The 25507-nt window shown below is 65.3% G+C and carries 20 protein-coding genes; 11 read left to right on the plus strand and 9 right to left on the minus strand.

The window, feature by feature from the left end:
- Positions 1-332 precede the first annotated feature (332 nt).
- Positions 333-2684: a sensor histidine kinase gene (locus A5785_RS20575; RefSeq protein ID WP_156525567.1), complete on the minus strand. Its 2352-nt coding sequence runs from the start codon at positions 2682-2684 to the stop codon at positions 333-335.
- 79 nt (positions 2685-2763) lie between these two features.
- Here A5785_RS20575 and A5785_RS20580 point away from each other — a divergent pair, with 79 nt between their 5' ends.
- Positions 2764-3459 carry a response regulator transcription factor gene (locus A5785_RS20580; protein ID WP_064868919.1) on the plus strand — a complete coding sequence of 232 codons (696 nt, stop codon included), beginning with the start codon at positions 2764-2766 and terminating at the stop codon, positions 3457-3459.
- Positions 3460-3787: 328 nt separating this feature from the next.
- Complete coding sequence (locus A5785_RS20585) at positions 3788-3991, plus strand: cold-shock protein (RefSeq protein ID WP_005207466.1); 204 nt, start codon at positions 3788-3790, stop codon at positions 3989-3991.
- A gap of 68 nt (positions 3992-4059) precedes the next feature.
- On the opposite strand, the gene A5785_RS20590 is transcribed toward A5785_RS20585, so the two are convergent.
- From A5785_RS20590 to A5785_RS20600, 3 genes are all read right to left on the minus strand, one after another.
- Entirely contained in the window at positions 4060-5418 is a 1359-nt protein-coding gene (locus tag A5785_RS20590; protein WP_064868921.1) for an acyltransferase, read from the minus strand.
- Between the two features lie 232 nt (positions 5419-5650).
- Positions 5651-6877: an MFS transporter gene (locus tag A5785_RS20595; RefSeq protein ID WP_064868924.1), complete on the minus strand. Its 1227-nt coding sequence runs from the start codon at positions 6875-6877 to the stop codon at positions 5651-5653.
- A complete protein-coding gene (locus A5785_RS20600; RefSeq protein ID WP_064868927.1) occupies positions 6874-7359 on the minus strand; it encodes a TspO/MBR family protein in 486 nt (161 codons plus the stop codon). Before A5785_RS20600 ends, A5785_RS20595 begins: the two co-directional genes overlap by 4 nt.
- Positions 7360-7408: 49 nt before the next feature.
- Between A5785_RS20600 and A5785_RS20605 the strand changes: the two genes are divergently transcribed.
- Together A5785_RS20605 and A5785_RS20610 are read left to right on the plus strand one after the other, a co-directional pair.
- Positions 7409-8068: a GntR family transcriptional regulator gene (locus A5785_RS20605; protein WP_064868932.1), complete on the plus strand. Its 660-nt coding sequence runs from the start codon at positions 7409-7411 to the stop codon at positions 8066-8068.
- A 54-nt stretch (positions 8069-8122) separates the two neighbouring features.
- Positions 8123-8557: a MarR family winged helix-turn-helix transcriptional regulator gene (locus A5785_RS20610; protein WP_049697697.1), complete on the plus strand. Its 435-nt coding sequence runs from the start codon at positions 8123-8125 to the stop codon at positions 8555-8557.
- A 4-nt stretch (positions 8558-8561) separates the two neighbouring features.
- Here the strand turns inward: A5785_RS20610 and A5785_RS20615 are convergent, their stop codons facing one another.
- The 5 genes from A5785_RS20615 to A5785_RS20635 are packed head-to-tail and all read right to left on the minus strand — an operon-like array spanning position 8562 to position 13497.
- Positions 8562-9371: an alpha/beta fold hydrolase gene (locus A5785_RS20615; protein WP_064868935.1), complete on the minus strand. Its 810-nt coding sequence runs from the start codon at positions 9369-9371 to the stop codon at positions 8562-8564.
- The gene (locus tag A5785_RS20620; protein WP_064868938.1) at positions 9368-10213 is read right to left on the minus strand and encodes an HpcH/HpaI aldolase/citrate lyase family protein; all 846 of its coding nucleotides are present in this window, start codon (positions 10211-10213) and stop codon (positions 9368-9370) included. The genes A5785_RS20615 and A5785_RS20620 overlap by 4 nt, the downstream gene beginning before the upstream one ends.
- On the minus strand, positions 10210-11079 hold the full coding sequence (locus A5785_RS20625; protein WP_064868940.1) for an FAS1-like dehydratase domain-containing protein: 870 nt from the start codon (positions 11077-11079) through the stop codon (positions 10210-10212). The genes A5785_RS20620 and A5785_RS20625 overlap by 4 nt, the downstream gene beginning before the upstream one ends.
- A complete protein-coding gene (locus tag A5785_RS20630; RefSeq protein WP_064868943.1) occupies positions 11076-12296 on the minus strand; it encodes a CaiB/BaiF CoA transferase family protein in 1221 nt (406 codons plus the stop codon). The genes A5785_RS20625 and A5785_RS20630 overlap by 4 nt, the downstream gene beginning before the upstream one ends.
- A 40-nt stretch (positions 12297-12336) precedes the next feature.
- Positions 12337-13497 carry an acyl-CoA dehydrogenase family protein gene (locus A5785_RS20635; RefSeq protein ID WP_064868946.1) on the minus strand — a complete coding sequence of 387 codons (1161 nt, stop codon included), beginning with the start codon at positions 13495-13497 and terminating at the stop codon, positions 12337-12339.
- 201 nt (positions 13498-13698) lie between these two features.
- On the opposite strand from A5785_RS20635, the gene A5785_RS20640 reads away from it, so the two are divergent.
- The 7 genes from A5785_RS20640 to A5785_RS20670 all read left to right on the plus strand — a co-directional run bounded on the left by A5785_RS20640 (position 13699) and on the right by A5785_RS20670 (position 25500).
- Complete coding sequence (locus tag A5785_RS20640) at positions 13699-14757, plus strand: alpha/beta hydrolase (protein WP_064868949.1); 1059 nt, start codon at positions 13699-13701, stop codon at positions 14755-14757.
- Between the two features lie 273 nt (positions 14758-15030).
- A complete protein-coding gene (locus A5785_RS20645) occupies positions 15031-16488 on the plus strand; it encodes a nitrate/nitrite transporter (protein ID WP_064868952.1) in 1458 nt (485 codons plus the stop codon).
- Between the two features lie 8 nt (positions 16489-16496).
- Positions 16497-19040: a nitrite reductase large subunit NirB gene (gene nirB / locus A5785_RS20650; protein WP_064869039.1), complete on the plus strand. Its 2544-nt coding sequence runs from the start codon at positions 16497-16499 to the stop codon at positions 19038-19040.
- Complete coding sequence (nirD, locus tag A5785_RS20655) at positions 19037-19441, plus strand: nitrite reductase small subunit NirD (protein WP_064868954.1); 405 nt, start codon at positions 19037-19039, stop codon at positions 19439-19441. The genes nirB and nirD overlap by 4 nt, the downstream gene beginning before the upstream one ends.
- Positions 19438-20619 (plus strand): uroporphyrinogen-III synthase, encoded by a 1182-nt coding sequence (locus A5785_RS20660; protein ID WP_064868956.1) that lies wholly within the window; start codon positions 19438-19440, stop codon positions 20617-20619. Before nirD ends, A5785_RS20660 begins: the two co-directional genes overlap by 4 nt.
- Positions 20609-21343, plus strand: coding sequence for a sirohydrochlorin chelatase (locus A5785_RS20665; protein WP_064868959.1), 735 nt, complete (start codon positions 20609-20611; stop codon positions 21341-21343). The genes A5785_RS20660 and A5785_RS20665 overlap by 11 nt, the downstream gene beginning before the upstream one ends.
- Before the next feature lie 56 nt (positions 21344-21399).
- A complete protein-coding gene (locus A5785_RS20670; RefSeq protein ID WP_231895496.1) occupies positions 21400-25500 on the plus strand; it encodes a bifunctional nitrate reductase/sulfite reductase flavoprotein subunit alpha in 4101 nt (1366 codons plus the stop codon).
- Positions 25501-25507: the final 7 nt, after the last annotated feature.

Raw genomic sequence — 25507 nt, forward strand, 5'->3', positions numbered from 1 at the left:
TCTCCTTGGAAGTCGGTGTCCCTGAAAGCCTGCGTCCCCGGAAGTCGGTGTCCCTGAAAGCTGGGGCATGTGCGTGAGGCGGGGTGCCTTTAGCGTTGGTCATGGCTCCGGTGCCACCGGGGTGAGGGGGTAGGCCGCCGTCGGACGAATGTCATGTGGATGGAGATCTCGTGGGTGCAGGTTGTTGTGACCATTGCCGCCGCTGTTATCTGCCCAGCTCGCGTGGTGCCCTGGGGAGGGGGCCGCGAGCTGGGCGGCGTCTACATCCGAGCGTGACGTTTCGACGACGGTCGGTGCCTCCGAACACGACGGTCGCCGAGAGGGAACCTCCGTCATCTCGGTGATTCGATGAATCCCAGATCAGCGGCCCCCATCTCGGTGACTGTCGTGCGGACGCGGCCATCAGCGTCGACTCCGACCCACTCGCATCGGTCGTCGGCCTCGGCGACGACGCTCACAGCAAACGTGCGGTGCCGTGGCAGCGCGCGTATGCGGACTGCGCCGTCCGCCGCTCGGCGGAGCGTGCCGATGATCAGCTCGCGTGTGGACTTGTCGAGAGGATCCGGGGCGTCGCTGTCGGGGCGATCGAGCCCGCGGTCGTCGAGGAGGCTCACCGCGACCCCTCGACGTCGGGCATCGTCGACCGCGGCGTTGATGTCCGGAGTGCACAATGCCCTGGAACGCAACAGATCTCGTAGCCGCGCCTCGGTGAGGCTGCATTCGGTTCGGGTTGCGTCGTCAAGGCGCTCGCCGCCGCAGAGTCGCAGCAGGAGCGGTCGGGCCAATGCGGTGACCGGTTCGAGTTGTCGGGCGCGTTCCTGGGCCGCGGCACGCGCCGCGGCGACGTTGCCCGCAGCTTCTGCCGTTCGTTGTCGACTGTCGGTCAGATCACGCGCCAGCGTTCGATTGACCCGCGCAAACACGACGCCGATCGCGACGAAGCCGCCAGAGGGGCCGATCAGCAGAATGCCGGGAAGTGCGTTGCCCGTGGCGGCGTACGACCACAGACCTGTCACAGCCAAGGCAACGGCGAAGCCGATGATCGCTGTGGCGGGCCGTCCCCTCATCGCGAGCAGTGCCGCGATCAGTGCCGGTGGGCCGGTCACCCACAGGGGAATCGCCTGCGTGGTGTCTTCGAGTGCGAAGAGGTAGGTGGCGCACATGAGCGCGGGCACCGCGGCGACGAAGAGTGCCGGCAGTGGGCGCAGGACGTCAGTTACGCCGCCGACCAGGAACGCGACCGCGACCGCCATCATGACGACGATCCCTACCGGGACCCACCAGGGAGCGGAACCCGGATTGAGTGCAGCAGCCGCAGCAAGGACGATGACGATCGACGCAGCGAGCACCCGAGCGGTGGATGAACGCAGGCGGAGTGGGTCGGGTTCATCGACGCGGACGGGATCGGCAGGCCTGTGCCAGACGAGCGTCACGGCGGTGCCCCTGCCGGGAACGGAGTCGACGGTCGCCTCACCACCCACCCGCCGTAATCGTTCCTCGACGGACATCGCGAGTCCGAGCCGCTCACGTGGCACAGCAAGGCGATCGAAACCAGGCCCGTCATCACCGATGGTGACCTCGATCCCATGATCTTCGACGAGTATTCGGCAGGATCGGCTGCACTCGGGTGGAACGTGCCGAAAGCAGTTGCGAGCGGCCTCCGCGGTCGCTCCGACCAACGCTTCCACGGACACCTGCGGAAACGTCGATCCGGCGGATGCGCGCACGTCGCTGCTCACAGTCATGCCGGGATCGTTGTGCTGCGCGGCCTCGCTGAGCCTGCGCACGACCCCGGCAGGTTCTGGATTGAGACCCGACGTCGTCTCGCGCAGGGCGTCGTCGAGCGCGACCAGCGTTGCGGTTGCACGAGAGGGGAGTCGAGGCGAGTCCGGGTTTCGCGCGGCCTCGAGAAGAGTGGACATGATCTCGTCGTGGGTGATCGCCCGTGTGAGCGCGCGTTCGGCCAACCGTGCGCGGGTCGCGGCCGTCTGCTCGGCGAGGGCGATCTCAGCGGCAGAGTTGCGGTCGAGGGTGGCCGCGATGCGCAATCCGGACACGCCGAGTGCGAACGGCACGATGGCAAATGCCGCGCTGCACGCGGCGTCGGCAATCATCGTCGCCGGCGACGAAATCCCCTGGGTCACATTGCCGGTGACCTTGATCGTGATCGCGCAGACGATCAGATACAGAGCTGCCGGGGCGGGTTTCCATGCGATCATCGCGCAGATCGTGCCCAACACCACGAAGGGTCCGAGCCAGTAGACGGTGGCATCGTCGAGCGGTGTGCCGTTCCACGCAGGCCACCAGAGGAGTTCCGCCACGAGCACACCGAGTGCTCCGAGGGCGGCCCACCGTCGGAGCCGGACCGGATTGGCCGAGATCAGGCAATGAACTCCGACGATGACGCCCGGGAGTGCCGCACAGATCAATGCCGTCGGAGTCCACCACCACGCCGATATCGAGCGTGCTTGCGCTACTGCGGGAATCAGAAATGGAATGAATACGCAGTAGGCCGCGCCCGCAAACAATCCGTAGTAGCGAAGCGTTCGAGAGACGGCCGTTCGAGAGGCAGCGGAGTCCGTGGTGGGCGATTGGTGCGTGGCATTCTTCGATGGTCGCCTCGCACTGTTCCGACGGAACTCGGACACCGACCGATATGGTTCGGGGAATTGCCGTGCGGTCACCGCCCGCATTATTCCCCCAAGCAGCTCATGCTGTCTCGTAGAGAGCGCATTCCGACCACTTTCCCGAAGGGACTATCCCATGGTGAATTCGGAAGAATCCGAAAGTCAGATCCGGCGAATCGGAGTCATCGATGATCACGATTCGGTGATCGAGGGCTTACGGGGTTTCTTCGCGGATACACGTGACCTGCAATTGGTTGTCGGCGCGCACACCGTCGAAGAACTCCTTGCTCAGCTCGGACCCGGCACTGCCGACATGGGCGTCCCACTTGACCTGGTCGTCCTCGATCTCCGGCTCGGTGACGGGTCGACGCCCGCGGGCAATATCGCCGAGTTATCGGAAGCCGGAGTATCGACGCTCGTCTACACGTCAGGAGACGAACCCTATTTGGTTCGGGATGCGGCAGGCGCTGGAACTCTCGGCGTCGTCCGCAAGAACGCGACGAAGGCAGAGGTGTGCACAGCGGTGCGTACGGCAGCGGCGGGGTCGACCGTTGTGTCGATGGATTGGGCGGCGGCGCTCGACTCGGACCCGCAATTCGTCGACCTTCCCACGCGACTGAGAGAAGTGTTGGAACTGTACGCCGCGGGCGGATCGGGGGCTCACGTCGCTCGTGTCATGGGGCTCTCTCCGGACACGGTCAACGAATACATCGAGCGCATTCGCAGTAAGTACCGCGAGGTGCATCGCGACGCTCCGACGAAGACGGACCTCTACAAAAGAGCTGTCGAGGACGGCTGGCTTCCTATGCCGCGTCGGAATCCGCCGAAATAGCCGCCCCCGAGGATGCTGAATGTGTGTCGAATCGAAGGATGTGGGTGCTGCAACACCCACATCCTTCGATTCGACACACATCTGTAGCTCGACGGGTCGCCGCGCCGGCGAGATAGGGGGAGCAGGCGATCTCGCGGTCACGACCAACGGCCCCGCGGTCTCGGTGTGATGGCCCCGGACTTGCTGCTGCTCGTGCCGCCGAGGATGTCGTCCGCTCGAAGGGATTCGTGTCCTTGTGGACATCGGATCGTGGAGAGGCCCCAATGTGTGACACACTAGAAGTCGGGTCGTCGAACTGACGGCTCAGCAAAACAGGAAGAGAAATTGCATGACTCAGGGCACCGTCAAATGGTTCAACGGCGAGAAGGGCTTCGGCTTCATTGCTCCCGATGACCAGAGCCAGGACGTGTTCGTTCACTACTCCGCCATCACGGGCAGCGGCTTCCGCAGCCTCGAGGAGCAGCAGCGCGTCGAGTTCGACGTCGAACAGGGCGCCAAAGGACTTCAGGCCACCAACGTGACCGCTCTCTGATTTACATCAGACACAGGTAAAAAGCCCCGACGATGTCGTCGGGGCTTTTTCGTGCACGCTGGTTTTTATCAGACCGGCTGTTCGGTGAACTCGTCGTCGCGGTTGCGCCACTGATGCCACGCGACGATCACGGCGGAGATCGCGAGTAGCGCTCCGGTCGCGGCGAACAGGTAGCCGGCCCAGACGTCGAACACCTCTGAGGCGATCACTCCGCCGACGATCGCCACCACCGCGACGGCCAGCGATCGGCCGACATTCTGGGAGCGCCAGTCGAGGCGATTGCGACCGGTGGTGATCAGGCTGATCGGGCTGCGTCGAAGCACCTCGACCACGAAGATGGTTGCCGCGACGGTGGCCGCGTAGGCAAAGATCACGCGTGGAACACCGGGCCACGACGCCGGTGCGATGGTGGGCAGCAGTGCGCTCAGCGCGAGGGGATGCGCGAGGTAGATCCCGAACGATCTGTCCGACGCCGTGCGGAGAATCTTGTCGGGGACCGACCCCGGTGTTCGACGCTGCTGCCAGATGGTGCCCAGGCAGTAGAGCATCATGATGATCGCGATGAACGCGTAGACGTTGTGCGGCAAGAACACGTTGGTGGCGCGTGCGACGGAAGTGCCGGTCGACGTGATGTGCAGGTAGTACGCGAGCGTGGCGCCGATGGTCGCGACACACGCCGCGAGAAGTGCCCAGCGCCAACGGATCACGAACGCCTGGAACGCCTCGTAGTGCATGGCAGCGACACATCCCGCGAGGATGAAGAACTGATACGGGAAGATCGTGATGACCAGGTGCGTCCAGATCACGCCGCCGACGCCGTCGGCGAAAATGTCGAGCGGCGGGCGGACCATGAGGTACATCAACGTCACCTGGATCGCGAAGCTCACGATCAACTGGTAACGGTGAAAACCCCACGTGCGCTTGAGGATTGCGAGGATGAGCGGGAAGAACAGGTAGATCTGCATGCTCACCGACAAGAAGTACAGGTGATACATCGCGTTGCCGGTGATGAGGTCGTAGCCGATGCTCTTGGCTGCGGTCACCATCGAATGTTGATCGGCGACAATGCCTTTCAACGTCTCCAGGCCGCCGATACGGTATCGCCCGTACAGCCAGTAGAACAGTGTCCACGTCACGAAGGGCAGCCCGATGAGCTTGAATCGACGGCGCCAGAAGCTGATCGGCTCGAGGCTGCGGTTTCGGTACTGATACGTCAGCACAAAGCCGGTGAGCGCGAAGAAGCCATATCGGGTGTAGCGAAGAAAGACCTCGACGGAGCCTGCGGCAACGCTCGTCGCGGCGGTGATGCCGATCATGACGTGATCGAGGATCACGCCTCCGAAGGTCACGAGCCGGACCAGGTCGATCTGATACAGATGCTTGTCGCGCCGCGGCTGCTCGGTCAGCGACGGCGTTTCGGCCAGCACCGTTGTGTCTGCTTTGTCGCTTTCGGGGGAGCCTTCGGGTTCTGGCAGTCGCGGCGTCGTCTGCTGGCTTACGATTGCTCACCCTCCGTTAACCCGGCGACCAGAGATCATGAGTCGCCCTAAATGGTGTGTTGCATCGAGGAACGGTACTCCCCGATCCTGTGATTCTTGCTGTGAGACAGCTGTCGGGCCTAATCGACGTCCGGTTTGCGCCGAATTGGGTAATTGCTGGTCAGCGGGTGCGCCGCCACACCGCGAGCCCGATTGCCGCGGCGACGAAGCACGACGCCGCACCAACGGCGAGCCCCGTGCGAGCCCCGGCCACCTCGGTGATTGCACCGATCAACGGTCCACCGATCGGCGTCGACCCCATGAAGGCGACCGACCACAGTGCCATCACCCGACCGCGCATCTGCGGGCGTGAGTTGAGCTGAAGCGTCGCGTTGCCCGTCGACATGAACGAGACGCTGAGCCAGCCGACGAAGAACAGCGCGACGATCGCCAGCCACAAGCTGGGTGCTGCCGCTGTCACCGCGATGGTGATGCCGAATCCGGTCGCGGTCACGATCAGCGTGCGCAGGCCTGTGGTGCCGCGTGCGGCGACGATGAGGCCGCCGACGACCGCACCGACCCCCATCGACGACGTCATGAACCCGAAAGCCTGCGGTCCGCCGTCGAAAACGTCACGGGCGGCAACGGGGAGCGATACCTGGAACTCGTATGCGAGCGTGCCGACGAGCGCCATCATGACCAGCGGAACCCACAGGATGGGTTTGCTCCGGACGTAGCGCAGGCCCTCACGGAGCTGTCCCTTGGCGCGTGGGACGGGAATCTCGTGGGAGATCTCCGAGGTCCGCATCGCGACGAGTGAGACCACAACCGCGACGAAGCTCGTCGCATTGATGACGAAGCACCATCCGGCGCCCACTGCTGCGAGTAGTACGCCCGCCACCGCGGGACCGATCGCTCGCGCGGCGTTCACCATGACGGAGTTCAGGGTGACCGCGTTGCGGATCAACGATTCGCCGACGATCTGGTGGATGAAGGCCTGTCGCGCCGGATTCTCGAATGCGTTGTTGAGTCCGAGGAGTAGCGCGAGGATCGCGATCTGCCACACCGCGATCCAGCCGCCGAGTGTGAGGATCGCCAGCACCAGCGCGAGCACACCCATGATCGACTGCAGAAAGATCATGAGCAGACGCCGGTCGACGCGGTCGGCGATCACGCCCGCATACGGCCCGATGATCAGGATCGGTAGCGCCTGCAGAGCGACGATCAGACCGAGGATCGACGACGACCCGCTGAGCGTGAGCACCAGCCAGGCCTGCGCCGTGGCCTGCATCCACGTCCCGATCAGCGAGACCGCCTGACCGCCGAAGTAGAGGCGGTAGTTGTGTACCGACAGTGACGCGAAGACCCCGGTCGACTGCGCGGGTAGCGGCGACGTCGGGGCGGTCAACGCTGCGCGCGATTGAGCCGCCAGACGTCCGTCGACAACTTCGTCGCGAAGCCGCACCACAGCGGGTACGGCGTCAGCGCGGCTCCCGCGCCCGGCGAGACCTTGGCCGTGCGCCGCGCGAGGTCGGCGCTGCTAGCAGTCAGTGCCAACGCGGTGATCGCCGACGCTCCGAGTCGGTGCGCGCCGAAGAACAGCCAGCTCCAGCCGGCGTTGAGCACCAGATTGGTCCCGAGCGCTGCGGTGTACTTCTTCGCCTCGGCGGCGTCGTGTTCGTTCAGTTCGTCGATGCTGATCGCCGATGTCACCGCGATGTCGGCATAGAGTGCGGTCCACACGATCGGGAATGCGAGATCGGGTGGCACATACGACGGCTTGTTCAGTTTCGGGTACCACGACTGCAGTGCCGAGCGAGACGCGATGCTGCCGACGGCTGCCGCTGCTGCGGTACCCAGGCCCGTGGCGAGAAGTGTTGTCAGACGCACTCCATCGACGTTACCGCCGCGCCCAACTCAATAGACTATATTGTTTGCCATGAGTGCCGATGTTCCCGCACGCACCCGCAGGCGTCGGCCACGACTGTCCGACGAGGCGGCCGAGCATGTGCGCGAGCTGATCGTCTCCGGTCAACTCGAGCCGGGACAGTTCATCCGTCCGGAGACGATGGCAGCCGAACTGGACATCTCTGCGACACCGATGCGTGAGGGACTCCTGACCCTACAGAGCGAGGGCTTGCTGCGCGTCGAACCGCGCCGCGGCTTCATGGTTTCTCCGTTGAGCGCCAACGACATCGAGGATGTCTTCGTCGGGCAATCGCTTCTCGCAGGTGAATTGGCCGCGCGTGCCACCTCACGGATGTCCGACGACGAACTCGACGCGCTCGAGAAGATCCAGGCAGATCTCGAACATGCCGCTGACACAGCCGATTACGACGAAGTGGAACGACTCAACCACGTGTTCCACCGGTCGATCTACTCGGCCGCCGGCTCTCCGAAGCTCTCGTGGATGATCAAGGGATCGCTCAACTATGCGCCGCGTCGGTTCTTCGCCTCGGTCGACGGGTGGCCGCAGGCGTCGGCCGCCGACCATCGGGCGATCATCGCGGGGTTGCGTGCTCGCGACGGCGAGGCCGCTCGGGCGGCGATGGTCGACCACATCAGGAACGCAGGACGCCTCCTCGCCGCACAGCGTTGACGAGGGCGTTGCCGGCGACTTACGGATTATGTGCAATCCGCCTAGGATGAGGGCATGGCGGGTGAGGGTGAGACGAGTGTCGAGGTCGCAACCCGCCTGTTCGACCTGTTGACCGACGCGCTCGAACGCAGAACCCGAGACCTGAGTATCGCCGGCTCGTCGACGCTGTTCAGTTTGTGGCGCTGGGGGCCGCGGCGCGCAACGAGCCTCGCCCTACTCGAGGGTCTCAACCAGCCTGCCATGACCGCGCTCATAGCCTCGCTCGAACGCTCGGGAATGGTCGAGCGCCGTCCAGATCCGGCCGACGGACGGGCATCGCTCATCGCGATCACCGACTCGGGTACCGCCTACATCGAGGAGCGAGTGCGTGAGCACGTCGAAGCCCTCGCAGTGGGAATCGACGGAATGTCGGAGCGTCGGAGGTCTGAATTGTTCTCGGCGACAGACGCTCTCGCTGAACTCGCCGATCGACTCCGCGCCGACGGCTAGTCCGCTAGTCGTCGAAAAAATTCATCACCAGCGGACTGGCCTCTGCACGACACTCGTCGAAGTAGGCGTGCCGGGCGCCGTCGAAGACGTGCGTCCTGGCGTCGGGAATGGCCGACGCCAGGATCTCGGCGTTGACGACCGGTGCAAATCGGTCGTCGGAGCCGTGGAGGATGAGGGTTGGCGTGGTGATTTCCGGCAGGTGGTCCCATGCATCGTGAGAGTCGCTGGCGCGCAAGTGTTGTCGGCGTGCGCGTGGCGTCATCGTCGGGTCACCGAGAACTGTGTACGGCCCGGGGTTGGCCGACTGCCATTCGGGCGTGTACATCAGGTCGGTCATGACCTGCGTGGCATCCGGGCCGGCCAGGGCGCGACGGACCGACGAATCCCGTTCGCGCGCATGGCTTCCTCCAGGAGTTGTGCAGCCGAGAACGAGTCTGCGGACGCGATGGGGCGCGGAGATGGCGATCCACTGCGCGGTGCGCCCGCCCATGGATGTGCCGTAGACGTCGAATCGGCCGATCGACAACGCATCGAGCACCGACAGCGCATCCTGCGCGAATAACTGTGTGCTGTAGTCGCCGTCGGGGGAATCGCTTGCGCCGGTGCCGCGGTAGTCGAAGGTGACGGTGGTGCGGTGTCGTGCGAAGTCGTTGCGGGTGCGGTCCCACCAGTGGTGGTTGTTGGACTGACCGGGTAGCAGGAGCAACACCGGTCCGCTCCCGCGTACCTGTACGGCCAGGCGGGTGCCGTCGGACGCACGGGCGGTTTCGTGATACTCCTGCACGGGCACCATTCTGACAGCACCGCTGGTCATGACCGGACCGCGGCGAGGATCTGCTGCGCGCGTGCGACGACGGGGGGATCGACCATGTGGCCGTCGACCGCGACGGCCGACCCGTCGGCACGCGTGGCGTCGACGATCCGCCGTGCCCACGCGACCTGATCATCGGTCGGTGCGAGTCGATCGTGCACCGCAGCGACTTGGCTCGGGTGGATGCAGAGCTTGCCGCGCAAACCGATTCGCGCGGCGTATCCCACATCGTCTGTGAGCTTCTCGGCGTCGCGCAGCGCCGTCGTGACCCCGTCGACGGGCGAAGCGACGCGCGCCGCTGCCGATGCGAGAACCAGCGTCGACCTCGCGTTCAGTAGCGCCTCGCGATCGTCGGGATCGACACCGAGTTCGGCCGCGAAATCGATGGCGCCGAAGGCGACCCGTGCGACGCCGGGTGTCGCGGCGATCCGAGGGGCGTTGAGCACACCGACCGCGGTCTCGATCAGCGGGATGACCGGAGCCTCCGTAGCCGCGGCGACCTTCCAAACGATCTCCGGCGATTCGGCTTTGGCGATCATGGCCGCTGTCCCGACCGTGCTGTGTGTGCCCGCCGTGCTGTGTGTGCTTACCGCGCCGAGCATGGCGACGTCGTCGTCGAACCATGTCGTGTCTGCGCCGTTGATTCGGACAACTGCGGGGTGTCCGGCCGACAACCACTGGGCAACATCGGATCTCGCGGCCTCCTTGTCGTCTGGCGCCACCGCGTCCTCGAGGTCGATCACGACGACGTCGGCGCCTGCCGCCTCGGCCTTCGCGAAGCGATCGGGGCGGTTTCCGGGAACGAACAGGAAGGTCCTGGCAGCGCGGATGAGGTCGACGTTCATCCGAGCGTCCCCTGCCCGGTGACGTGCACCGTGTCGGTACCGCTGACGATCTTCAGCTCGATGTCATCGCCGTCTCCCGATGGCCAGCCTTCGAGGCGGAAGGCGTCGCCGAGGAACAGGGGCTTGCGTAGTCGGAAGTCGAAGCTGCGCAACGATTGTCCTGACCTCGCCCGCACCAGCTCGGCCAGGTAGGTCGCGAGAAGTGGGCCGTGGACCACGAGGTCGGGATAGCCCTCGACCTGCGTCACGTAGGGCTGGTCGTAGTGGATGCGGTGTGCGTTCGACGTGAGCGCCGAGTAGCGGAACAGCAGGGGAGCGGTGGGCGTCGGCTCCGCGGTCCACGCGGCATCCGTCGGACCGAGTTCGGAGACCTCACGCTCAAACGGGCGCGACGATCCGGAGTCGCTGCGGTACACCAGGTCCTGATCCTCGACGAGGGCCGTCCGGTCGTCTTGGATGTACTCCGACCGCACGGTGACGAACAGCATGTCGCCTGTGCGGCCGTGCTTTTCGGTGACCGCGTGCAGGCTCGTCCGTTTCTGTGTGGGCGTACCGAGGCGGAGCGGTTCGGCGATCCGGATCGACGACCCGGCGAACATGCGTCGTCGGTCGGGGATCGGTGGGAGGAAGCGGCCATCCGTCGGATGTCCGTCGGGGCCGAGTTCACGGGTGGGGGGCCACTCGGAGAAGTAGATCCACTGCCAGGTCATCGGGAGTTGTGAACCCGCGCTGAATGTTTCGTCCAGGTCGAGGGTCGCGGCCAGGCGTGATGCCTGTGCGGGATCGAGAGCGTCGGCCTCGACGACGGGCTGCGGTGCCCAGTTCTCGACGTAACTGCTCAACGTGGTGGTCGCGGTGTCGGTCACGAGGTGCCTCCCTGTGCGGTACCGGTCTTCTGTGTGGGTGCACCGAGCACGCCCGACGAGAGGAGTGCGTCGATGTCGTCGTCGGATGCGCCCAGTTCGCGGGCGATGGCGATGCTGTCGGCGCCGAGCGCCGGAACCGGGTCCATTCGCGCTTCGTCACCGAAACCGATGGGCGGCAACAGAGCTCGTATCGGTCCGCGCTCTGTGTCGACGCTGCGCCAGCGGTCACGGCCCGCCAGAACCGGATGGTCGAGGAACTCCGAGACGGTGTTGACGCCGCCGAAGGCTATCTTCGCCTGCTTGAGTCGGGCGGTCAGTTCGTCTGTTGTCATCCTGCCGAAATGCTCGGTCACCGCGGCGTCGACGGCCTCGCGATTGGCCACCCGCAACGTGTTCGACGCGAACCGTGGATCGACGGCGAGAGCCCCGTCGTCGAAGACGTTCTCGCACAGCCGTTGCCACTCCGGTTCGTTCTGAATGGCGAGGAGAAAGATGTGTCCGTCCGCGGCGGGGTACGGGCCGTACGGCGAGATGGTGGCGTGCGCGGCGCCGAAGCGTCCCGGTTGTCTGCCCGCGCCCTGAGTGAAGTGTGCCGGCTGGCCCATCCACTCGCTCAACGCCTCGAACAGCGAGACCTCGAGGGTGGCGCCCTCGCCGGTCACCTGGCGCTGATAGAGCGCCGCGAGTACTCCGGAGAATCCGTACATCCCGGCGGCGATGTCGGCGATGGAGACACCGACCTTGGCGACGTCGTCGGGAGTTCCGGTCATCGACACCAGACCCGTTTCGCATTGCACCAGAAGGTCATACGCCTTGCGATCAGCCCACGGTCCGGTGCTGCCCCAGCCGGTGATGGAGAGCACGATCTTGCGCGGATCGCGCGCCCGCACCTCGTCGGCTCCGAGCCCGAGTCGTTGCGCGGCACCCGGCCCGAGGTTCTGGACGATCACGTCGGCGCGATCGGCCAACTCGTGCAGCATCTTTGCGCCCGACTCCGATTTCACGTCGAGTGCAACGGACTCCTTGGAGCGGTTGAGCCACACGAAGTAGCTGGCAAGACCGTCGACGGATTCGTCGTAGGCGCGGGCGAAGTCGCCCGTACCGGGACGTTCGATCTTGATCACGCGCGCGCCGAGATCGGCGAGCTGTCGAGTCGCAAACGGTGCTGCGACAGCGTGTTCGAGCGACAGGACCGTCACTCCGGACAGGGGGAGCATGCTCTCACCTCCGCGGTGATATTCGGGTGTGATGATCAGATCAGATGTCGAGTCCGCCGCGTTTCACGAGTTGCTTGGCGATGACGTTCTGCTGGATCTCGTTGGTGCCCTCGCCGACGATCATCAGCGGTGCGTCACGGAAGTACCGCTCGACGTCGTATTCGGTGGAGTAGCCGTAGCCGCCGTGGATGCGAACGGCGTCGAGCGCGATCTCCATCGCGGTCTCCGAGCAGAAGAGCTTGGCCATTCCGGCCTCCATGTCGGCGCGTTGTCCGGTGCCGACACGGTCGGCGGCGTCGAACAGCAGGCTGCGGGCCGCAGCGAGCTTTGTTCCCATGGTGGCGAGCATGTTGCCGACGGCCTGGTGCTTCCAGATCGGCACCCCGAAGCTCTCGCGGTCCTGCGCATAGCTCAGCGCGTCGTCGAAAGCTGCTCGCGCGACACCCGTGGCGCGTGCGGCGACCTGGATGCGGCCGACCTCGAGGCCCTTCATCATCTGGGCGAAACCCTTGCCTTCTGTGCCGCCGAGCACGGCGTCGGCGGGCACGCGCGCGTCGGTGAAGTTCAGTTCGCAGCTCTCGACGCCCTTGTAACCGAGCTTCGGCAGGTCCTTGGACACCTCGAAGCCGGGCACCTTCTCGACGAGGAGGATCGAGACGCCGGCGTGCGCGGGCTTGGCCTTGGGGTCGGTCTTGCAGAGCAGTGCGACCAGGTCGGACTTGCGGGCATTGGAGATCCACGTCTTCGAGCCGTTGATCACGTACTCGTCGCCCTCACGGATAGCGCTGGTGCGCATGGCCTGCAGGTCGGAGCCGCCGCCGGGTTCGGTCAGCGCCATGGTTGCGCGGATCTCGCCGGTTGCCATGTGCGGTAGGTACATCTGCTTCTGCTCCTCGGTACCGAAGGTCAGGAGAAGTTTGGCGACGACGGTGTGCCCGCCCATCGCTCCCGCGAGACTCATCCAGCCGCGGGCGAGTTCTTCGGTCACCCGCGCGTAGCAGGGCATGGAGACCTGGGCGAAACCGTACGGCTCGGGGATGGCAAGCCCGTAGATGCCCATCTCCTTCATCTGCTCGATGAGGTCCTCGGGGTAGGTGTTCGAGTGCTCCAACTCCCGCACCACCGGGCGTACCTGCTTGTCGACGAAGTCGCGAACGGTCTTGATGATGGCTTCTTCTTCGACGCTCAGCGTGCTGGTCATGGGAGCTCCTTCAAACGATGTCTATTAAAAATAGTCTATAGAGTTTGCGGGGAGTTGTCATCACCTTCTACGTCTAGGGGGCGACACGCTCGGCGTATGCCGTGGTCACAACTGCCTAACGACGCCCCTGAGCATTTGGCGACGCTCGGCGCGCGGCAGTAGCATTTGAGGCTGTTGTTATTGGTGTGACTAAAGGGGCTGATGGTGCGACTTCGTGGAGTTCGGTGTGCGACGGCTCTGACCGCGCTCGCGGCTGTGATCGTCGGCGCTGCCACGATGAGCGGAGTCGCCGCAGCCGACCCGACGCCCGTTCCGCCCCCGTCCAGCATTCAGACCGTCGTCCATGACTCGCCGCTGCAGTCGACGCTGATCGTCTACTCGGCGTCGATGAACAGGGCAATCCCCGTCACGGTGCTGCATCCGAAGGACACCAGTAAGGCGGTGCCCACCCTCTATCTGCTCAATGGCGCAGGCGGAGGCGAGGATTCGGCGACATGGGCAGCCAAGACGTCGTATGCGCAGTTCTTCGCCGACAAGAACGTCAACGTGGTCACCCCGATCGGCGGTGCATTCTCGTATTACACCGACTGGCAGCGCGACGACCCGGTTCTCGGCCGCAACAAGTGGCAGACGTTCCTGACCAAGGAACTACCGCCGCTCATCGACAAGGAGTTCAAGACCACCAAGGCCAACGCGATCGCCGGCATCTCGATGGCCGGTACGTCGGTGCTCAATCTCGCGATCGCAGAGCCCAAGCTCTACAAGGCCGTCGCAGCCTACAGCGGGTGTGCACGAACCAGTGATCCGCTTGGGCTGCAATACATTCGGATGGTCGTCGGCGATCGCGGACGCGGAAACATCGTGAACATGTGGGGCGTACCCGGCGGTCCGGGGTGGCGGGCGAACGACCCATATCTGAACGCGGCCAAGCTGCGCGGTACCAAGGTCTACATGACCAGCGGCACGGGGCTGCCCGGCCAATACGATCGGCTCGACTCGCCGCTGATCAACGGCGACCCAGTCACTCTCGCCAACCAGGTCCTGCTCGGCGGGGTCATCGAGGCGGCGGTCAACAACTGCACGCAGCAGATGGTTGCGCGCATGAAGCAACTCCACGTCCCCAACAAGGTTCTGACCCGATCGGGTGGGACGCACTCCTGGGCCTACTGGGAACAGGATCTCCACGACACCTGGCCGATGATCGAGGCCGATCTCAACGCCAAGCCCGCACCGGCCGCAAAGGCTGCGCCGAAGAAGTAGGGTTTGATCTAACGTCGGGCATGCGGCCCGGCCGTCGACTCTCCGCTCGGCCGCTCTTCCACGCAGAGTTCGCACGTCTCGCGGTCTTCTCATGCTCGCGGTCTTGTCACACCGCCCTTCTCACACCTCGCCGCCTCGTCAGGTGAGCAGACTGTGACGGCGAGGTCACGCGCAGAAAACTTCCTGCAACAGGCGCTTCCTATGGTCATAGACACATCACGTCGCGCCGCCGTTGTCGCGACACCTCAGCCCATTGCAGGAAGCGGCATCAACATGAGTTACACGTACACCCGTAAACACCACATCACCGGATGGGACCCGGAGGACCGGCAGGCCTGGGATGCGGGCGGCGCAGAGATCGCCAAGCGCAACCTCGTCTGGTCGATCATCTGCGAGCACATCGGCTTCTCCATCTGGTCGCTGTTCTCGGTGATGGTGCTCTTCATGTCGCCGGAGTACGGCATCAGCCTCGACCAGAAGTTCGCCATCACGGCAACGGCCACTCTCGTCGGTGCTTGCCTCCGTATTCCCTACACCACGGCGACCGCCAAGTTCGGTGGCCGTAACTGGGCGATCTTCTCCGCGGTGGTCCTGCTGATCCCGACCACCCTGGTGTTGATACTGATGCTGAATCCGGGCAAGTTCGGGTTCGGTTGGTTCCTCTTTGCCGCAGCGCTCACCGGCCTCGGCGGCGGCAACTTCGCGTCGTCGATGACCAACATCAACGCGTTCTTCCCGCACCGCCTCAAGGGCTGGGCACTGGGACTCAACGCGGGCGGCGGCAACATCGGCGTCCCGGTGATCCAGTTGATCGGGCTGTTGGTCATCTGGTTGGCGTCCGACAAGCCGGAGATCGTGTGCGCCATCTACCTCGTCGCTCTCGCGTTCGCCGCGATCGGTGCCGCGCTCTACATGGACAACCTCGACCACCAGACCTCGAGCTATCGCTCCATGGTCGATTGCCTGAAGTACCGCGACACGTGGTTGATCTCGCTTCTCTACATCGGCACGTTCGGCTCGTTCATCGGCTTCAGCTTTGCCTTCTCACAGGTGCTGCAGATCAGCTTCAAGTCGTCCGGCGTCGGTAATGCTGCTCTCGCCGCAGCCCAGATCGCTTGGATCGGACCGCTTCTCGGTTCCATCGCCCGTCCGTTCGGCGGCAAGCTCGCCGACCGCTTCGGCGGTGGCCGCATCACCTTCCTGTGCTTCCTCGCGATGATCGCATCGGCGTCGGTCCTGGTGATCTCCGGAATGGCTGCCGACGCACACGCCCATCACAAGATCGGTACCGCTCAGCTGATCGGCTTCATCGTCGGATTCATCCTGCTGTTTCTGATCTCGGGCATCGCCAATGGTTCGGTCTACAAGATCATTCCGACGGTCTTCGAACACAAGTCGCGCAACCTCACCGGCCTCGACACGATGGGCCGCGTGATCTGGTCACGCAAGATGTCCGGTGCACTCATCGGCATCGCGGGTGCGGTCGGTGCGCTCGGCGGCGTCGCCATCAACCTGGTTCTGCGTTCGAGCTACAAGGCCAATCAGTCTGCGACGGTTGCCTTCTGGGTGTTCCTCGGCTTCTACGTGATCGCTGCGATCATCACCTGGATCTTCTACGCCCGCCGCGAGATCGTGCTGGAGGAGCGGGAGACCACCGACATCGCCGTCGACCCGCCGGTCGCCGACGACGCGCCTTCGGCCACGGTCCCGGCAGCGGAACCGGCGAAGTGACCCGCGACATGGATTCGGCACCAACGATGGATACACAAACCTGTGTGGTCGTCGGCCACGGAATGGTCGGACACCGATTCGTTCAGGAACTGCGCGAACGCGACACCGCGAACCGATACCGGGTGATCGTGTTGAGCGAAGAACCGGTCGCTGCCTACGACCGTGTCGGGCTGTCGAGCTACGTCGGATCGTGGGATCCCGCGTCGATGTCGCTGCCCGACAACACCTATGCCGGAGACGGCCTCGTCGAGCTCCGGTTGGGCGAGTCGGCCACGACGATCGACCGCGAGCAACGTCGGATCATCACATCGTCGGGCAACGAGATCGACTACGACGCAGTGGTTCTCGCCACCGGATCGTATCCGTTCGTGCCGCCTGTCGAGGGCAAGGACAATCCGCGGAGCTTCGTGTACCGAACGCTCGCCGACCTCGACGCGATCCGCGCGATCGCCGAGGCCGCGGAGCCGGGTGCGCCGGGCGTCGTTGTCGGCGGCGGACTGCTCGGACTCGAGGCGGCCAACGCCCTGCGACTGCTCGGAATGACGCCGCACGTCGTCGAATTCGCACCCCGACTGATGCCACTGCAGGTCGACGACGGCGGCGGAGCGCTGCTGGCATCGCTCGTCGGTGAGCTCGGTCTGCACGTGCACACAGGCGTGTCCACGACGGCCATCGCCGACGGAGACGACGACCTCCTCGCCGTCACGCTGTCGGACGGGACCGTCCTCGACGCCGCGCTCGTGGTGTTCTCCGCGGGAGTCCGCCCGCAGGACGCGATCGGTCGGCAGGCCGGGCTCGACGTCGGTGAGCGCGGCGGAATCATCACCGATACCGGGTGTCGCACAAGCGATTCGGCGATCTGGGCGATCGGTGAGGTCGCCGCGGTCGAGGGTCGGTGCTACGGGCTCGTCGCTCCCGGCTACACGATGGCCGAGATCGCCGCGGACGGCATCCTCGGTGTCGAGGACACCCTGTTTCCCGGCGCGGACATGTCCACCAAGCTCAAGCTGCTTGGCGTCGATGTCGCAAGCTTCGGAGACGCCATGGGTGTCACCGAGAACGCACTCGAGATCGTCTACTCCGATCCCGTCGCGGGCACCTACAAGAAGCTGGTGCTCTCCGACGACGCGTCGACCCTGCTCGGCGGCATCCTCGTCGGCGACGCCGATGCGTACGCGATGCTGAAACCGATGGTGGGACGCGAGATTCCGGGCGATCCGTCGTCGTTGATCGCGCCTGCGGCCGGCGAGGGCGGCGGCATCGGATTGTCCGCACTGCCCGACGACGCCGAGATCTGTTCGTGCAACGGCGTTTCCAAGGGATCGATCTGCTCGGCCATCGCCGAGGGCGCATGCTCGGTCGCCGACATCAAGGGCTGCACGTCGGCGGGTACGACGTGTGGTGGCTGCGTGCCGTCGATCACCAGGCTGCTCGCCGACTCGGGCGTCGAGTTGTCCAAGGCGCTGTGTGCTCACTTCGCGCAGTCGCGTGCCGAACTGTTCTCGATAGTCGCCGCAACCGGAATCCGCACCTTCTCCGAGCTGATCGCCCGCTTCGGGACCGGCAGTGGGTGCGAGATCTGCAAGCCGACCGTCGCGTCGATCCTGGCCTCGACGTCGAGCGATCACATCCTCGACGGCGAGCAGGCCGCGCTGCAGGACACGAACGACCACTTCCTGGCCAATCTGCAGAAGAACGGCACCTACTCGGTCGTTCCGCGGATGCCCGGTGGCGAGGTGACCGCCGACCAACTGATCACGATCGGTCAGATCGCGAAGGATTTCGGCCTCTACACCAAGGTCACCGGTGGTCAGCGCATCGACATGTTCGGTGCGCGCGTCGAGCAGCTTCCCGAGATCTGGCGCCGACTCGTCGACGCCGGGATGGAGTCCGGCCACGCCTACGGCAAGAGCTTGCGGACTGTGAAGAGCTGCGTCGGTTCGAGCTGGTGTCGCTACGGCGTGCAGGATTCGGTGGCAATGGCGGTCCGCCTCGAACATCGCTATCGCGGGTTACGTTCACCACACAAGATCAAGCTCGGCGTGTCAGGGTGTGCCCGCGAATGCGCGGAGGCGCGCGGCAAAGACGTCGGCGTGATCGCGACCGAGAATGGATGGAACCTCTACGTCGGCGGAAACGGCGGCCAGAGTCCCACGCACGCAAAGCTTCTCGCGTCCGGACTCGACGACGAGACGCTGGTGCGCTACATCGACCGCTACCTGATGTTCTACGTCAGGACCGCCGACAGGTTGCAGCGCACCGCGCCGTGGCAGGAGAGCTTCGACGGAGGGCTCGATCGGTTGCGGCAAATCGTCTGTGACGACATCCTTGGTATCGGAGGCGACCTCGAGGATGCGGTCGCCAAGCACGTTGACGGCTACCGCGACGAATGGGCCGCAGTGCTCGACGATGAGGACAAGCTGCGTCGCTTCGTGTCCTTCGTCAACGCCCCGGAGACTCCCGACCCGACCATCGCCTTCGACGACTCGTCGGGCCGCAAGGTCCCGGTGCTGCTCGGCACGCCCACACGACTCAAGGAGACAGCATCATGACCGCGTTGGACGACGCTCCGCAGTCGGCGGGCGACACCACTGTTGCGACCGTGAGTACCTGGGTGCCGGTGTGCACGCTCGACCAGTTGACTGTCGGCCGCGGTGTTGCGGCGCTCGTCGGCACCACACAGGTCGCGGTGTTCCGCCTGTCCGACGGCGCGGACACACTGCGCGTCGTCGACAACATCGATCCCTTCGGCCGCGCCGCCGTGATGTCGCGCGGGCTGATCGGCGATCGAAATGGTGAGCCCACCGTCGCATCACCACTGCTCAAGCAGGTGTTTTCGCTCGAATCCGGCGCGTGTCTCGATGACGAGTCGCAGGCGCTGCGGACGTACCCGGTGCGGGTTGTCGATGGAACGGTCGAGGTCGGGATCATCGAGACCAGCGACACCCGATGACACCCTCCGACCCACCCACGGTCACGGCGAATCCGGACAAGACCCTGACCGGCTTCACCATCGGCATCACGGCGGCGCGGCGAGCCGACGAGTTCGCCGCGCTGCTCACACGTCGTGGCGCCGAGGTCATCCATGCCCCTGCCATCCGCATCATTCCGCTCATCGACGACGACGAGCTCGAGCGTGCCACCGAATCCATTCTCAAAGAACCGCCAGACGTCATGGTGGCGACCACAGGAATCGGATTCCGCGGCTGGGTGGAGGCGGCCGACGGGTGGGGACTCGCCGACGACCTGGTGGACACGCTCGGTGGCGTGCGATTGCTCGCGAGAGGCCCCAAGGCCAAGGGGGCTATTCGCGCGGCTGGTCTGCGTGAACAGTGGTCGCCGCCAAGCGAGTCGTCGAGCGAGCTGATCCGCGAGCTACTCGACGAGGGAGTCGCAGGGCTGCGGGTGGCAGTACAGCTCCACGGCGCGACGACGAGCTGGGAGCCGCTACCCGACCTGTGCGACGTGCTCCGCGAGGCGGGCGCGGAGGTCGTCCCGGTGCCGGTCTACCGCTGGACTCCGCCGGACGACACCGACCCGATGGCCCGGATGATCGACGCTGTCATCAACCGCGACCTCGACGCCGTGACGTTCACCAGCGCACCAGCGGTGGCGTCGATGCTCGGTCAGGCGCATCGCACCGGTGCGCTTGAACCGTTGCTGCACGCAATGCGCACCGTGGTACCCGCGATGTGCGTCGGCAACGTGACGGCGGGGCCGCTGCACGCACTGCAGGTTCCCACGGTCCAGCCCGCCCGGTTTCGTCTCGGAGCGCTCGTCAGACTCATCGCCGAGGAACTACCGCGTCGCGCGAGCGTGCTCCGCGTCGCGGGGCACGACATGAGCCTGCGGGCGTCGGGCGTGGTGGTCGACGGCTGCTTCCAATCGGTGACGGGCTCGAGTATGGCGCTGCTGCGCGTGCTGCATCGTGTTCCGGGACAAGTCATTTCGCGCAAAGCGATGCTCGACGAACTCCCCGGCGGTGGCACCGATACGCACGCCGTCGAGATGGCGGTCACCAGACTGCGCTCGGCGTTGGGCGATTCCAAAATGATCCAGACGGTGGTCAAGCGCGGATACCGCTTGGCCGTCGACCTCGAATACGACGAGAACGATTCCGATGACGCCTGAATACTTCGCCGCCACCGCGCCGCAACCCATCCTCGTGGCTCACGGCACCCGCTCGGTTGCGGGAGTCGCGACCATCGCACGCATTGCCGAACTCGTGGGGGAGCGCGTCGGAACGACGCGCGTCGCATTCGTCGACGTCCTCGGTCCCTCGCCGTCGGAGCTACTCAGGCAGACCCCGGGGCCTGCGCTGATCGTGCCCGCCTTTCTGGCCGCGGGATACCACGTCCGACGCGACATCCCGGAGCACATCGAGGCCAGCGGCCATCAGAGCGTCACCCTGTGCGACAACATGGGCCCCGACCCGATGCTCGCGGTGCTCATGCTCGAGCGACTGCGCGCCGCCGGCTGGCGGCGCGGTGACGCCGTGGTCATGGCCGCCGCCGGATCGTCGGATGCGCTCGCGCTGGCCGACGTCGAGACCGCAGCCAGTCAGCTCGGCGAGCTGATCGACGACGACGTTCCGGTCGGCTACGTCACCACCGCGACACCACGCGTCCCCGACGTGGTGTCGGCCACGCTTAGGTCGCGGCGGCGTCGGGTCTTCATCGCCGCCTACCTGTTGGCACCAGGACTGTTTCACGCCCGCTTGAGCGAGTACGGCGCCGACGGCGTTGCTGCTCCGATCGGCGCGGACCCGCGGGTGGCGGATCTCATCGTCGCGCGGCTCACCACCACGGGCCGGGGCGACTCACAGTCGCGACCAGCGCGTGTGAGAACCATGTGATCGACCGGTAACGCGCATTCATGGCATCGGAAACAATCGGCTCCAACCATGGAGTCATGCCCGCGACCTCCACCGTCGACTCGCTCTGTGCTTACTGCGGGGTGGGGTGCGGGATGGTGCTGCACGTGTCGACGCCCGACGGCGCAGGACTTCCGTTGGTCACCAAGACCACCGGACGTAAGGATCATCCGACGAACTTCGGCAGGTTGTGCACCAAGGGGTCGACCACGTCGGACATGCTTGCCGCGCCGGGACGGATGGAGAAGGCGTCGATCCGGACCAGCCGCGACACCGACCGGGAGTCGGTCGGAATCGACGAGGCGATCTCTTTTGCCGCACGCCGGATGCGGGCGATAGCCGACGAGCACGGCCCGGACTCGGTTGCGGTGTACGTGTCGGGCCAGATGTCGACCGAGGCGCAGTACCTGTCGAACAAATTCACCAAGGGCTATCTGCGCGGCATCAACATCGAATCCAACTCGCGACTGTGCATGGCCAGCGCCGGCACCGGCTACAAGCAGTCCCTCGGCGCCGACGGCCCACCCGGCTCCTATCAGGACTTCGAGCACGCCGACCTGTTCTTCGTCATCGGCTCCAACATGGCCGACTGCCATCCGATCCTGTTCCTGCGCATGATGGAACGGGTCAAGGCAGGCGCGAAACTGGTCGTGATCGATCCACGACGCACCGCCACCGCGGCCAAGGCCGACCTCTACCTGCAGGTCAAACCCGGCACCGACCTCGCATTGCTGAACGGTCTGCTGCACCTGTTGATCGAGGCCGACGATGTCGACCACTCCTTCGTCGAGACCTACACCGAGGGTTTCGATGCGACCAAGGAGTTCGTCTCCGAGTACACGCCTGGTGCCGTCAGCGAGACCACCGGCATCCCCGAGGCCGACATCCGCACGGCCGCAAAGTGGATCGGTGAGTCCACGAACTGGATGAGTTGCTGGACAATGGGACTCAACCAGTCCATTCACGGAACCTGGCACACCAACGCGCTGATCAATCTGCACCTGGTCACCGGCGCGATCTGCCGCCTCGGCAGTGGTCCCTTCTCGCTCACCGGACAGCCCAACGCGATGGGCGGACGCGAAATGGGTTATATGGGGCCGGGTTTGCCCGGCCAGCGGGCGGTGATCTCCGAGGCCGACCGTGACTTCTGCGAGGACACCTGGGGTGTGCCACGCGGTACGCTGCGCAGTGAGGTCGGGACCGGCACCATCGACATGTTCGACCAGATGGCCGACGGCAAGATCAAGGCCTGCTGGATCATCTGCACCAATCCCATTGCCAGCGTGTCCAATCGGTCGCGGGTCATTGAGGCACTGCAACGCTGTGAGTTGGTGGTGGTGCAGGATGTGTTCGCCGAGAACGAGACCCTGCCCTACGCCGACGTCGCACTGCCCGCCACCCTGTGGACCGAGTCCGACGGGGTGATGATCAACTCCGAACGCAACCTCACCCTCTTCCAGCCGGCCGTCGCGCCGCCCGGCGATGCGCTGCCCGACTGGCAACTGATCTGCCGGATCGCCACCGAGATGGGATACGGCGAAGGATTCTCCTTCGGTTCGGCCGAAGAGGTGTTCGAGGAGATCAAGCGTTTCTGGAATCCCAAGACCGGCTGGGACATTCGCGGTGCCAGCTATGCGCGGCTCCGCGAGACCCCGCTGCAGTGGCCGTGCCCGCCCGACGACGACGCCGACCGCCACCCCATCCGCTATCTCAACGACGGCCGTAGCCAGACCAAGGTGGTGCGCGCCGACGGCACCACACCGGAGTTCGTCTTCCCCACCCCGAGCGGGCGGGCGATCTTCCACGCCCGACCATGTCTGCCGCCCGCCGAGATGCCCGACGACGAGTTCCCGCTCGTCCTCAACACCGGTCGGCTGCCGCATCAGTGGCACACCATGACCAAGACCGGGCGGGTGGCCAAACTCAACAAACTCAACCCGTCACCGTTCGTCGAGATCCACCCTGACGATGCGGCTGCTCTCGATGTGGCCGAGGGGGATTCGGTGCGCGTGCGATCACGGCGCGGTGCCGCGGTGTTGCCTGCCGTCCTCACCGACCGCGTACGCCCCGGCAACTGCTTCGCACCGTTTCACTGGAGCGACATGTTCGGTGCGGACGTCACCATCAACGCCGTCACCAACGACGCCGTCGACCCGGCGTCGTTGCAACCGGAGTTCAAGGTGAGTGCCGTGGCGTTGGAGAAGGTAGCCGCAGCGCCGACCGCTGATACACCCGCATCGGCCCCTGCCCGCACCGATGTCCCGGCGTCATCTCTTGCTGTGACACTGGGACTTTCGGCTGTCGCTCCGCCCGCGCTGTCGGCCACCGAACAAGCCTATGTGGCCGGCGTGCTTGCCGGGCTGCAGAGCGAAGCGTCGATTGCAGGCGTACCGCTGTTGCCGCCGGAGGCACCGCTGTCCGAACAGAATCGCGCGTGGGTGAATGGTGTTCTCGCCGGGGCATTCTCACGATCCACGTCCACCGCGGACGGGCCGCAGGCAGCAGCGCCGGAGGACGCGGCGCCCGCGCCGACCGTCGAGGTGCTCTGGGCGTCGCAGACCGGTACCGTCGAGGACTACGCGCCGACCGTCGCACAATCGCTGGCCGCGCAGGGCTTTTCGGCCGCAACCAAAACCCTCGACGAGGCCGGACTCGCTGCCCTCACCCCGGAGAGCACAGTGCTGATCGTCACCTCCACCACCGGAGACGGCGATCCCCCGGACAACGCCACATCCTTCTGGGACCAACTCTCCGGCGACGATGCACCACCGCTGAGCGGCGTGCGGTACGGGGTGCTGGCCTTCGGCGATCCCAGCTACGACGAATTCTGCGGCTTCGGACGCAAACTCGACGACCGGCTGGCCGAACTGGGGGCCACGCGTCTTCTCGACCGGGTCGACTGCGAACCCGATTTCGAGTCGACGGCGCAGGGCTGGCTCGACGCCGTGTCCGGTGAACTGGCCACGGCGCTGCCGTCGGCGAGCGCCCCCGCGGAAGCCCCGCCGGTGCCGGACGCGCCGATCTCCTACGGTCGTAAGAACCCGCTGGTGACCTCGCTGGTCCGGAACACCCGCCTCAGCGGCGACGGATCGGCAAAGGACGTGCGGCAGTTCGGGTTCGCGCTGCCCGAGAACACTCTGACCTACGATGCGGGCGATGCCCTCGGGGTGTGGCCGCGCAACAGTCCACCGCTGGTCGAGGCGTTCCTGGAGACCTCCGGACTCGACGCCGACACGGTGGTCACCGTCGGCGGCGAGGACATGCCGTTGGGCAGCGCCCTGCGTGAACGCCTCGAGATCGCGAAGATCAGCCCCGGTGTCCTCGAATTCGTCTGCGACCGGGCAGCATCGGCGGATCTGCGGTCGATGCTGGCGCCGGAGAACAAATCCGACCTCGACGACTGGCTGTGGGGCAGGCAGATCGCCGACCTGCTCACCACGTTCCCGATGCGTGCATCGGCGGCCGACTGGTTGTCGACGCTGGCGCCGATGACACCCCGGCAGTACTCGATCTCGTCGAGTCCGCTGGAGAGTCCCGACGAGGTCCAGTTGACCGTGTCGGCAGTGCGCTACAACCTGCACGGCGTCCCGCGTCACGGCGTCTGCTCGACCTACCTCGCCGACCACGCCGCCGACGACGACATTCGAATCTGGGTGCAGCGCAATGCCGGCTTCTCGCCGCCCGAGGATCCGGATGCCCCGATGATCATGGTCGGCCCGGGTACCGGAATCGCACCATTCCGCGGGTTCCTGCATCATCGTCGGCTACTGGGTCATCGTGGGCCGAACTGGTTGTTCTTCGGTGAGCAGCACGCGGCCACCGACTTCTACTACCGCGACGAACTCGAGACGATGCTCGCCGACGGATCGTTGGACCGGCTCGACGTCGCATTCTCCCGCGATCAGAAGTCGAAAGTCTATGTGCAGGACCGGATGATCGAGCACGGTGAACAGCTCTGGCGATGGCTGTCCGACGGCGCGCACTTCTATGTGTGCGGTGACCGGATGCGGATGGCCCGCGATGTCGATGACGCGCTGACCCGGGTCGTCGCCGAACACGGTAAGTTGTCCGGCCCCAGTGCCGAGGCATATGTGAAAGCCCTTGCCGCCGATAAACGTTACGTGCGTGACGTCTACTGAAAGGTGA

This window comes from Gordonia sp. 852002-50395_SCH5434458, from assembly GCF_001665905.1.
Lineage (GTDB): Bacteria > Actinomycetota > Actinomycetes > Mycobacteriales > Mycobacteriaceae > Gordonia > Gordonia jacobaea.